Raw genomic sequence first — 11,243 nt, forward strand, 5'->3', positions numbered from 1 at the left:
TTGACACTCAAGAAGATCGCCGCGTTCGGCGCGGCATTCGGAGTCGCGATCGCCGGCTTCGGCGCGGCGACCGCGGCTCACGCTGACCCGGTCTCCGATGGCTACTCCATCGTCGGTTCCGACACCCTGCAGGACGCCGTTGCGGCCATCGCGAACGGTACGACCATCTCCGGCGCGTCGGTGAAGGTCAGCGGCGCGGGCAAGGTGCTCGCGTCGTGGGACGCCTTCACCCTCGGTGTGACCGGCGGCGTCGGCAGCATCCAGACCAAGCCCTTCGGCCCGGTCTTCGACCGCCCGAACGGCTCCGGCGCGGGTCGGAACGCGCTCATCGCCTCCAACGGCGGCACGGCCTTCATGTCCGGCTCCACCCAGACTCCCGCCTACGGCTATGGCACCGGTTCGGTGAACGTGTCCGGTCAGGTCGACCTCGCGCGCTCGTCGTCCGTCGGTGGCACTGCCGGGACCAACCTCACGTACGTGCCGTTCGGTCAGGACGCCATCGGCTACATGTTCAAGGTGGGCTCGGCATCGGGCGGCGACGCGGCGGCGGCGACGGCTGCGATTCAGGGCCTCACCAAGGCCCAGCTGACCGCCATCTACTCGGCGAACAGCAGCGCCGCCGCGAGCTCGGTGCTCAGCGGCACCGGCTACACGCTGACCCCGGTCGGTCTTCAGACCAGCTCGGGCACGTGGACGACCTTCCTCGGCAAGATCGGTCTGTCGACCACCACCATCGGGTCGGCCGTGGACACCCGCAGCAACACCGCTCCCGAGAACGACGGACGCGTGCTGACCCCCGGATCCAACGAGATCCAGATCATCCCGCTCTCGATCGCGAACTACGTCGGTCAGGTCAACGGGGCGGCTCGCATCAACACGATGTCGGGCGTGTCCGTGGGCTCGATCGACTCCGTCGCACCGTTCACGGGCACCGCGCCGGCGCTCGTGCCGAACACCTCCTACTACAACAGCGCCGACTGGGGTCGCACCGTCTACATCGTCGTGCCGACCGCCAAGATCACGTCCGGCAACTCGGCGTACGACCAGGGTGTGTTCGACCTCACCAACACGTCGTCGACGACGAGCCTCACGTACTGGGGTGCGTCGAACTCTCCCGCCACCACGAAGGCCGTGAAGCTCAAGTTCGGCTTCGCCGCTCCCACCAACACCGCGACCACGCGCAACAACTGATCGACATCAGAAAAGGACCAGGGAACAACTTCCATGAACACCAAGCTCGCTAAGCGTGGCCTCGTCGGCCTCGGCGCGGTTGTGCTTTCGGCCACTCTCGCGGTGGTACCGGCGTTCTCCGCCTCGGCGGCCATCGTTCCGACCGTCGGGTCGGCCCACCCCTTCTACCTCGTCGACCTCGGCGACGGCTCCGCCCTCGCGGCGGGCACCGTCAAGGGCTGGAACGACGATGTGGCCGGTAACCCGCAGGCATCCGACCCCGATTTCACCCACGCGTTCGCGATCCCCTCGGGCACCGCGACCGCGCGGACGTTCATCTCGCCGCGCGGCCAGGAGTCGAACATCTCGGCCTGGAACGCGTATGGCCCGCTCGGCACCAACACGGGCAACATCCTGTTCCCGAACATGAAGCCCAGCGCCAACACGAGCACGGGCCTCGGCTCGCCCTCGGGCAGCGGCGGCGTCGCGAACGCCGGCGGTGACTACTCGCTCGGCATCGCGTTCCTCGACATGAACAACCACGTCATCGAGACGGACTTCACCTTCATCACGGTGACGGCGAACGCCAATGCGAACCTCGCCACCTGGACCTTCGATGTGCCGGTTCCCGCCACGCCGAAGCCCAACTTCGCGAGCTTCGCTGCGACGTCGGGAGCCTCGGCGGTCGTCGGCGCCACGGCGGTGCAGTTCGACGCGACCTCGGCCAACGCGAACAAGACGGTCGACGTCTGGCTCGAGGGCGCAACCGCCAAGGCTGCGACCCTCACCCTCGACGCGTCGGGCAAGGCGATCTACACCTCGATCTCGGGTCTGACCGCGGGCACGCGCCTCGCGCTGACCGACTCGGGCTCGGCCCCGGCCGTCGTCGACGCCTGGATCACCGCTGCCGCGGTTCCCGCGCCCACCACGGCGCCGACCTCGACCACGGACGCGGCGACCCAGGTCACCGTCGCGAACCCCGCGTCGGGTGCGACGACCATCACGGTTCCGGCCGGTGCCGGCAACGCGAACAAGACGTTCAACGTCTACGCGTGGTCGACCCCGACCTCGCTCGGCCAGGTCACGACCGACGCCAGCGGGAACGCCACGGTGGATGTCTCGTCGCTCGCGCCCGGTGTGCAGCACACGGTCGCGCTGACCGACCCGAACACCGGCACCTACGCCGCGTGGGGCACCTTCACCCTGACGAGCCCCACCGCGGGTTCGAGCACGGTGTCGGCTGACGTCACCAACTCGGGCAAGTTCGCGCTCGAGGGTGTCGCGGCGGCGATCAACCTGACGCCGGCCGCTGCGGTTGCCCGTGGTGCCACCACCACGGCCGTCCCGCTCGGTGCGATCAAGGTGACCGATGACCGCAACGCGCTCCTCGGCTGGACCCTGAAGGCGGATGCCACCGACTTCACCAGCGGTTCCAACACCATCGCGAAGAGCGCGCTGGGCATCGCGCCGGCCATCGTGAGCGGCGTCACCGACGGCATCACCCTCGGTGCGGCTCAGGTCGCGGGCTCGGCTTCCTACCCGGTGGCGACGCTCGCGCAGGCGACGGCCGGCTACGGCACGCTCGCCGTCGGCACCTCGCTCAACGCGGACCTGACCTTCAAGGCGCCGAACAACGCCGTGTCGGGTACCTACACCTCGACCCTGACCCTGACGCTCGCCTCGAAGTAACCCTCCGAGAAGAGCCGACGGCGAACAGTCGGAGGCATCCCACTGTGTGGGGAGGGCGCGAGCGCCTTCCCCACACAGTGCATCCGCGGCAGCGCCGCTTCCCAGACTCAAGAAAGCACCCGTCGATTTCCATGCCCTTCCTCGCTTCCCGTCGTGGCACGTCCCGTCGTATGCCGGCCGCCGTCTTCGCCCTCGGTGTGATGTTGAGCCTCTCCGCCTGCACGGCCACCAGCGCTGCGGTGCCGAGTTCGTCGACGGACACCGCAGCGGCGTCCTCGGCCCACGCCTTGTACGTCATCGGGGTCGACGGGGAAACGCTCGCACCCGGTTCGACAGCGGGATGGGACCAGGACGTCTTCGGTTCGCCGGCGTCATCGGACACGACCTTCTCGCATCCCTTCGCCGCACCCGCGGGAGCGACGTCCGCGGCGACGTTCCTCTCCCCTCGGGGGGACGAGCGCACTCCCTCGGCGTGGAACGCGTCGGGGTGGTTGGGCATCACATCCGACGGCGTGCTGCTTCCCAACCTGAAGATCAGCGGCTTGACGACTGCCGGCAGCGGCGACCCGTCGGGCACCCGGGCGGTGGCTCGACGCGGCGGGGACTACTCGCTCGGGATCGCCTTCCTCGATGCGAACGGCGCGGTGATCGAGACCGATTTCACCTCCGTGAGCATCACGGCGAACGACAACCCCAGCAGCTCGTCGTGGACGTGGTCCGCACCGGCAGGCTGAGTCGCTCCTCGATCACGCTCCGTTCACTCCCACGCAACGTCCGCGCCGCTCGTGCGTCACGACCTCAGCGAAAGATCTATCCGTGTCTTCTGCCCTCCCTCTCCTCACCTCGCGCCTGCGACGCACCGTGTCGATCGCGCTCGTCTCCCTGGTGGCGGCGACCGGTGCCCTCATGTTCTCGCCTGCTGCGGCGCATGCCGACGAGGTGGGCATCTCCACGGTTCCCGCGGGGGCAGACGGCAAGCCTGACGGGCGCACGCGATTCTCGTACGAGGCGAACCCCGGCCAGCAGGTGAAGGACACGTTCCTCGTGTCGAACACGGGAACCACGGCGCAGACCTTCACCGTCGTCGGTACTGACGCGTTCAACGACGCGCAAGGTGACTACGCCCTTCTTCCGACCTCGCAGCAGCCCACCGGAATCGGCACCTGGGTGCACTTCGCGGATGGGAGCGGTCGCATCTCGTTCGAGCTCGCACCCGGCACGAGCCGCGCGGTTCCTTTCAGCCTCGACGTGCCGGCGGACGCGACTCCCGGAGACCACGTCGGTGGACTTCTCGCCTCGGTCGTCACGCCCGGAGCCGAGGTGAGCCTGGACCGCCGTGTCGCCACCCGGCTGTACGCCCGCGTCGCGGGCCAGCTTCAACCGATGCTGTCGGTGGCGAGCATCAGCGCCGACTGGAACGGGGACTGGTGGAATCCGTTCGCCGGTTCTGTGACGCTTCACTACGTCGTGAAGAACACGGGCAACATCGCTCTCGCTGCGAACACGACGGCTGCGGTTCACACGTGGTTCGGTATTCCTGTCGGTGCGACCGCCTCGTCGCCGTTGGCGGAGCTCCTCCCGGGGTCGGCGGCGGCCATCGATGTCCCGCTGTCGGGCGTCTCGCAGTGGGGTTTTGTGAACCCCGGGGTCACCGTGAGTCCCTTCGTCCAGACGCAGGACGCCTCGCTCGGGGTACCTGCACCCGTCATCTCACGAGACACTTTCATCTTCACACCGCCCTGGATCCTTCTCATCGTCATTGCCCTCGCGGTCCTGGCGTTCTTCGCCGTGCGCTGGTGGCGTCGTCGCCAGGAGGCGCGCGCGCAGGCGTGGCTCGACTACATGGAGTCGGAGAACGCTGCGGCGCGGGAATCTGAACTGGCGAGCCCCTCCGTAGGGACGTCGTCGTGACGTCACGGCGCAGCCGTGCGGGCGGGGTCGTCGCCGTATGCGCACTGCTCGGTGTCCTCTGGTCACTCGGCGGTGGTGGTGCCGCCTCGGCGGATGACTCATCCCAGGGTGGGGGGAACGTCTCGGTCACGGTCGACGACGGCAGCACGCCCACTCCGAGCGCCTCGTCGACCGAATCCTCGACCACCCCGGGCGGGGGTGACTCCGGCACGGGCTCGCTCGGCTCCGGTTCGTCCGGCTCGGGTGCGGGTGGCGGTGCCACCAGCGGCGGGTCGTCGGTGCCCGGCACGACGACGACCACGACCTCGACCTCGGGCGGTGCCGTGGTGGGGGGCGTGCTCTACATGAGCGGTCTCGAGTCGCAGGGCAAGGCCGCAGCGAATCCGGCTGAGGGCTCCGTCATCCTGTGGTTCAGCCTGCGCAACATCTCCCAGAGCTCGATCGACGCCACAGTGCGCTTCTGGATGACCAATCCGCTCGGCGGCGAACTGGACGCTGCCGATGTCGCGGTGACCGGATTGAAGCCCGGAGCGATCCAGGTGGTCACGACCGAGCTCCACGGTGTCGGCCAGTGGGGGTTCGTCAACGCTCACGCGACGCTGACACCGCCGGAGACGATCGACGGCGTACAGGTGGGTCCCGTGACGCGTGATGCCGTGGCCTTCGTCTTCCCGTGGCTGGGCGCGACAGGCGTGATCGCGATCGGTGGTTCGGTTCTCGCGTGGTATGTCGTTCGCCGGATCTTCGCCGCACCGCTGCCGGTGAGTGCGACGTGACGACGATCGACGACGCCCCGCCGAGCGCCGCAGTTCCCCCGCGACCTCCTCGGGGGGCACGGCCCACACGGCCGCCGCGCCCTCCGCGCCGGCCGGGGTCCTACGTGCCGCGGCTCCCGCGACCGCGCGCACCTCTGACGCCATGGCAGGCCTTCGTGCGGGGCGTGCTCGCACTCGTGGCGACGCTGCTGCTGATGTTCATCCTCGATCTCCTGGTCTTCGGACCCGTGCAGCATCTCGCTGCACAGCAGCAGCTGCGCGATTCCTTCCGCTCACAGCTTGCGGCCGGAACCGCTCCGGTGAGCGAGGGTGACTTCAACAACGTCCTCCTCCCGGACGGCGCTCCGGTGGCGTCGATCCTGATCCCGCGGCTGGGCGTCTCCGAAATGATCGTGGAAGGTACCTCCAGCGCGGACCTGCGCCTCGGGCCGGGCCACCGGCGCGACACCGTGCTCCCCGGTCAGGCGGGGGTCAGCGTGATCATGGGTCGGGCGGCTGCGTTCGGTGGACCTTTCGGAGGCCTTCAGGCGCTCCAGCCGGGCGACCAGTTCGAGGTGCGCACCGGGCAGGGGCTGAGCACCTTCGTCGTCATCGGTTTGCGCTACGCCGGCGATCCCACTCCGCCGGCGCCGGTGGCGGGCGAGAGTCGGGTGATCCTGATGACCGCGCGCGGGTTGCCGTTCGTACCGGTCGGTGTGGCGTACGTCGATGCGCGACTCGTCGGCAACGCGCAGCCGGCCGGGGTGAGGCAGACGACCTCGCTCACGCTGCCCCCATCCGACGCCGCGATGGCGACGGATACGTCGACGCTGTGGGCGCTGGTGTTCGCACTGCAGTTCCTGGTCGCGGCCGAGATCGCCGCCGTGTGGTCCTTCCGAAAGGTCGGTGCGCGCAAGACCTGGATCGTTCTCGTGCCGGTTCTCATCCTCGCCAACCTTTTCGTCGCGGATCAACTCGTCCGCCTTTTGCCGAACCTTCTGTGACCCGGAGCATCCGTAATGAGCGACAGCCCTGAGAACCCGCCCGCCGTGCCCGAATCCGGTGTACCCGTGTCGGAGGATGTGACCCGAGTCATCCAGGTCGACGAGACGATGACGGAAGTCGTGAGCGCGGCGGAGATCGACGGTCTCGAAGCGGCAGCGGCGGAGCCGTCCCTCGTGCCACCGAGCGACGTCGCGCGCCGTCGGGATCAGCGCCGCACGGCGTTTCGTGGTCGTGGTGCAGGCGCACCGCTCCCGGGAGACGAGGCCCCCGCTCGCCCGTTCGGCGGTGCTGCGGCGAAGGTGCGCGCGTCGGCGGTCTCATTCCTCGGTGGAGCCTCGGCCACCCGTGAGCGCCTGGAAGCGGCCGAGGCACAGGCCGCAAGCTCTGTGCCCCCCTCACGCCTCGAGGCCCGCTCCATCTCCGCCTGGTTCGGGGACCACCTCGTGCTGCAGGATGTCTCGCTGCAGATGCCCGCCGGTCAGATCACCGCACTGATCGGTCCTTCCGGCTGCGGGAAGTCGACGTTCCTGCGCATCCTGAACCGCATGCACGAGCTCGTGCCGTCCGCGGCCCTCGCGGGCGAGGTGCTCCTCGACGCCGACGACATCTATGACGCGAGTCATCGCCTCGTCGATGCGCGCAAGAAGATCGGCATGGTCTTCCAGAAGCCGAATCCGTTCCCGGCGATGTCGATCTACGACAACGTGGTCGCGGGGCTGAAGCTCGCGGGAGTGTCGGCGAGCCGCTCCGAGAAGGACTTCCTCGTCGAGTCCTGCCTCACGAAGGCGGGACTGTGGAACGAGCTGAAGGATCGCCTGCGCTCGCCGGGCGGCGGGCTCTCGGGCGGTCAGCAGCAGCGCCTGTGCATCGCCCGCTCGCTCGCGGTGAAGCCGCGCATTCTCCTGATGGACGAGCCGTGCTCGGCGCTCGACCCGACGTCCACGCGCGTCATCGAGCAGACGATGCTCGAGCTGGCCCAGGAGGTCACCATCGTCATCGTCACGCACAACATGCAGCAGGCGCAGCGCGTCTCGCAGCAGTGCGCGTTCTTCCTCGCGTCGCAGGGGCAGCCGGGCCACATCGTCGAACACGGTGACACCGACGCGATGTTCGGCGACCCGATCGATCCGCGCACGCACGACTATGTGAACGGACGCTTCGGGTAAGTCTCAGAACAGCGCGAGCCGCACGGCGGCCGAGACGAGCGCCGCCCAGACGAGGCTCGAGAGCGTGCCGACGATGAAGCGCTCGCGGGCCTCCGACCCGGTGAGCTCCGAGAACCGCCCGACGCCTTTGACGGCGACGACGGCCGCGATCGCCTCCGGGTAGCCCGCGATGATCGCGGCCGCGGTCGCGATGCGCTCCAGGTAGCCGATGGTGGCGCCGCCGCGCAGCAGCACGACATCATCGGATGCCGCCGGCCCGGCGTCGTCCGTGACGACGATGCCGCCGTCGGGGGTCTCGCGCACGCGACCCGATGCGGCGATCGCCAGAACGCGCCGCGTGATCGGGTCTCCGCCGACGACGGCGGCGGCGATCCCGACGAGGGCGAGCGGAACGCCGATCGGCGCGGGCGCCTCGACGTGCGCCACGACGGCGACGACGAGGGCGGCGATGACCGCGGCGCCTGCCGTCATGAGGAGCGCCGTCGACAGGCGGCGCATGGCGGCCGCGGTGAGCACGAGCGCGGCTCCCAGCAGCACGGTCACGACGACGCCCGCCAGCACGGCGGCGATCCAGCCTCCGGTGATCTCGACCATGGCCTCAGTGTGGCACGGAGCCCCGACGGGGCATCCGCGATCGAGGCACGTCTCCTGCGACACCGCGCCATCGAGCCGAGGGCGGCCCGCGGCATCCGATAGCCTGAAACGCGTGTCAACGCCCGAACTGAGCGCACTCGCGCCCGCCAACGATCCGGCGTTCCCGAACGTCTGGGACGAGATCGTGTGGCGGGGCCTCGTGCATGTGTCCACGGATCAGGATGCGCTGCGCGCGCTTCTCGGCGGAGACCCCATCACGTATTACTGCGGCTTCGACCCGACCGCACCGAGCCTTCACCTGGGCAACCTCGTGCAGCTGCTGCTGCTGCGCCGGCTTCAGCTCGCGGGGCACAAGCCGCTCGGCCTGGTCGGCGGGTCCACCGGTCTCATCGGTGACCCGCGCCCGACGGCCGAGCGCACGCTCAACACGAAGGAGACCGTGGGGGAGTGGGTCGCGAAGCTGCGCGCCCAGGTCGAGCAGTTCCTGAGCTTCGAGGGCGCCAATGCGGCGCGGCTCGTGAACAACCTCGACTGGACGGCACCGCTGTCGGCGATCGACTTCCTGCGTGACATCGGCAAGCACTACCGCGTGGGCACGATGCTCAAGAAGGATGCCGTCAGCGCCCGCCTCAACTCCGAGGCCGGCATCAGCTACACCGAGTTCAGCTACCAGATCCTGCAGGGCCTCGACTACCTCGAGCTCTTCCGCAGCTACGACTGCGTGCTGCAGACCGGCGGCAGCGATCAGTGGGGCAACCTCACGAGCGGCACCGACCTCATCCACCGGGTGGAGGGCGTGTCGGCGCACGCGATCGGCACACCGCTGATCACGAACAGCGACGGCACGAAGTTCGGCAAGAGCGAGGGCAACGCGATCTGGCTGGATGCCGCGATGTGCAGCCCGTACCGCATGTACCAGTTCTGGCTCAACACGCTCGACGCCGATGTGATCGACAGGTTGAAGATCTTCACGTTCCTGACCAAGGCGGAGATCGACGACTACGCGAGGCAGGTCGCCGACGAGCCGTTCCGGCGGGCGGCGCAGCGTCGCCTCGCGGCCGAGGTCACGACGACGGTGCACGGCCTGGAGGCAGCTCGCGCGGTGATCGCGGCCTCCGACGCTCTGTTCGGGTCCGGTGATCTCCGCGCACTCGATGCCGCGGTGCTGCGCACCGCGATCGACGAGCTCCCGAGCGCGCAGGTCGTGGCGGGATCGAGTGTCGCGCAGGCGCTCGTCGACACGGGCCTCACGGCGTCACTGTCCGAGTCGCGTCGTGCGATCGCGCAGGGCGGCGTGAGCATCGACGGCGAGAAGGTCGACGACGATTCGGCGGTCGTGCCACTCGGCCTTCCCGGCGGGGTGTCGGTGCTGCGGCGCGGCAAGAAGACGCTCGCCGGACTCCTCCCCGGCTGACCACACGGGGGAGCGATGCCGTTCACACCGAGCCATGCTGTCGTCGCCCTCCCGTTCGCGCGCACAGTGCTGCCGGCATCCGCTGTCGCGGTCGGGGCGATGACCCCCGACCTCCCGCTGTTCACCCGTCAGCTTCCGATTCCCTACGTGGTCACGCACGACCCGCGAGCGATCCTGGTGACGACGGCGATGGCCGCCGTGCTGTGGCTCGTGTGGCGCGTGGTGCTCCGTCCCGCGGTGCGTCCGCTCGCGCCGACCTGGCTCGCACGCCGCCTTCCCGAAGCCTGGGATGCCTCGCCCCGCCGTCAGTTCGAGACTCTCGCCGCCCGCACGGTGCGTGCACGCGTCACCGTCATCGCGTGGTGGGTGCTGGCGCTCGCCATGGGGGTGGCGACACATCTGGTGTGGGATGCGTTCAGTCACGAAGGACGATGGGGGAGCGCGATCATCCCGGCGCTCGCGCAGATGTGGGGACCCCTCGATGGATACCGCTGGGTGCAGTACACATCGAGCGCGTTCGGGCTTCTGGTTCTCGCCGTCTGGGCGACCATGACCCTCGCGCGGTCGCCCCGGATGCCGGCCCCGCGGGCGAACCGATACCTGCGGCTCGCGTGGTGGGCGAGTCTCCCGGCGATCCTCGTGCTCGCGTGGGTGTGCGGTCTCGTGATCGGTGGCGGCTTCACGCACGAGTACACGCCGCAGCATCTCGCCTACCGGGTGCTCCCACCCGCAGCGGCGCTGTGGGGTGTCGTCACCGTGGCGCTGTGCGTGCGTGTCCAGTGGCGCACGCCCAGATCCGCTGCCGACACCTGGCTCGCATGACCCGCGGAATTCCGCGGGAGGATGCCGCGACACGCCCGGGATGCGGCGGTGATTTGCCCGACCCCGGGGGCCCACGTAAAGTATCACTTGTTCGCCCCAAAGGAGCGCGGTGAGGCTGAGAAAGCCTCCCCTCCTCAAGCGGAGACAAACCCCATCAGACAGACTCCTTGAGAGTCTGAGACGTCATGTCTACGATGGGGTTCCTACTCGTCGAGTAGTCGGATCCCAGATCGCCAAGCGCGACACGCCGGATTTGACAAGCGAAACGAGACGGATAAGATAGAGAAGTTGCCCTGCAGAGAAGGCCGAGAGGCTGGAAGGCAGGAGCATCCGATCCTTGAGAACTCAACAGCGTGCACTTGTCAAATGCCAAATAACCTCGTGATCAGCTTCGGCTGATCTGAGATTCCTTTGGATCAAAGACCGGCACTTCGGTGCCGGCAACGGATAGTCAGCAATGACATCCCTTTGGTCAGATCAAACTCGCTGCGCCGGGCCTATTCCGCTCGGAACAGCAAAAATTCTTTACGGAGAGTTTGATCCTGGCTCAGGATGAACGCTGGCGGCGTGCTTAACACATGCAAGTCGAACGGTGAAAGAGAGCTTGCTCTCTGGATCAGTGGCGAACGGGTGAGTAACACGTGAGCAATCTGCCCCTGACTCTGGGATAACAGCTGGAAACAGCTGCTAATACCGGATACGAGTTGCGAAGGCATC

At 68.4% G+C, this 11,243-nt stretch carries 10 protein-coding genes and 1 rRNA gene; 10 read left to right on the plus strand and 1 reads right to left on the minus strand.

What is annotated here, in order from left to right; translation table 11 throughout:
* The 7 genes from BGO15_RS10505 to BGO15_RS10535 all read left to right on the plus strand — a co-directional run bounded on the left by BGO15_RS10505 (position 1) and on the right by BGO15_RS10535 (position 7,696).
* Positions 1 to 1,191, plus strand: a complete 1,191-nt coding sequence (locus BGO15_RS10505) for a hypothetical protein (protein WP_056519468.1) — start codon at positions 1 to 3, stop codon at positions 1,189 to 1,191.
* Positions 1,192 to 1,224: 33 nt separating this feature from the next.
* Complete coding sequence (locus tag BGO15_RS10510) at positions 1,225 to 2,859, plus strand: hypothetical protein (protein ID WP_056519465.1); 1,635 nt, start codon at positions 1,225 to 1,227, stop codon at positions 2,857 to 2,859.
* Between the two features lie 131 nt (positions 2,860 to 2,990).
* Entirely contained in the window at positions 2,991 to 3,593 is a 603-nt protein-coding gene (locus BGO15_RS10515) for a hypothetical protein (protein WP_137877713.1), read from the plus strand.
* Between the two features lie 82 nt (positions 3,594 to 3,675).
* On the plus strand, positions 3,676 to 4,770 hold the full coding sequence (locus tag BGO15_RS10520) for a hypothetical protein (protein ID WP_056209308.1): 1,095 nt from the start codon (positions 3,676 to 3,678) through the stop codon (positions 4,768 to 4,770).
* The gene (locus tag BGO15_RS10525) at positions 4,767 to 5,546 is read left to right on the plus strand and encodes a hypothetical protein (RefSeq protein WP_056209305.1); all 780 of its coding nucleotides are present in this window, start codon (positions 4,767 to 4,769) and stop codon (positions 5,544 to 5,546) included. The genes BGO15_RS10520 and BGO15_RS10525 overlap by 4 nt, the downstream gene beginning before the upstream one ends.
* A 155-nt stretch (positions 5,547 to 5,701) precedes the next feature.
* Entirely contained in the window at positions 5,702 to 6,529 is an 828-nt protein-coding gene (locus BGO15_RS10530) for a sortase (protein WP_235557448.1), read from the plus strand.
* A gap of 387 nt (positions 6,530 to 6,916) precedes the next feature.
* Complete coding sequence (locus BGO15_RS10535; RefSeq protein WP_200930918.1) at positions 6,917 to 7,696, plus strand: phosphate ABC transporter ATP-binding protein; 780 nt, start codon at positions 6,917 to 6,919, stop codon at positions 7,694 to 7,696.
* 3 nt (positions 7,697 to 7,699) lie between these two features.
* Here BGO15_RS10535 and BGO15_RS10540 read toward each other — a convergent pair whose 3' ends face one another.
* Positions 7,700 to 8,290 (minus strand): hypothetical protein, encoded by a 591-nt coding sequence (locus tag BGO15_RS10540; RefSeq protein ID WP_056209302.1) that lies wholly within the window; start codon positions 8,288 to 8,290, stop codon positions 7,700 to 7,702.
* 112 nt (positions 8,291 to 8,402) lie between these two features.
* On the opposite strand from BGO15_RS10540, the gene tyrS reads away from it, so the two are divergent.
* From tyrS to BGO15_RS10555, 3 genes are all read left to right on the plus strand, one after another.
* Entirely contained in the window at positions 8,403 to 9,704 is a 1,302-nt protein-coding gene (gene tyrS / locus BGO15_RS10545) for a tyrosine--tRNA ligase (protein ID WP_048809044.1), read from the plus strand.
* A 15-nt stretch (positions 9,705 to 9,719) separates the two neighbouring features.
* On the plus strand, positions 9,720 to 10,526 hold the full coding sequence (locus tag BGO15_RS10550; RefSeq protein WP_056209300.1) for a DUF4184 family protein: 807 nt from the start codon (positions 9,720 to 9,722) through the stop codon (positions 10,524 to 10,526).
* Between the two features lie 524 nt (positions 10,527 to 11,050).
* A 16S ribosomal RNA gene (locus tag BGO15_RS10555) occupies positions 11,051 to 11,243 on the plus strand; the annotation flags it as partial.

Source organism: Microbacterium sp. 71-23, from assembly GCF_001897265.1.
Taxonomy (GTDB): domain Bacteria; phylum Actinomycetota; class Actinomycetes; order Actinomycetales; family Microbacteriaceae; genus Microbacterium; species Microbacterium ginsengisoli.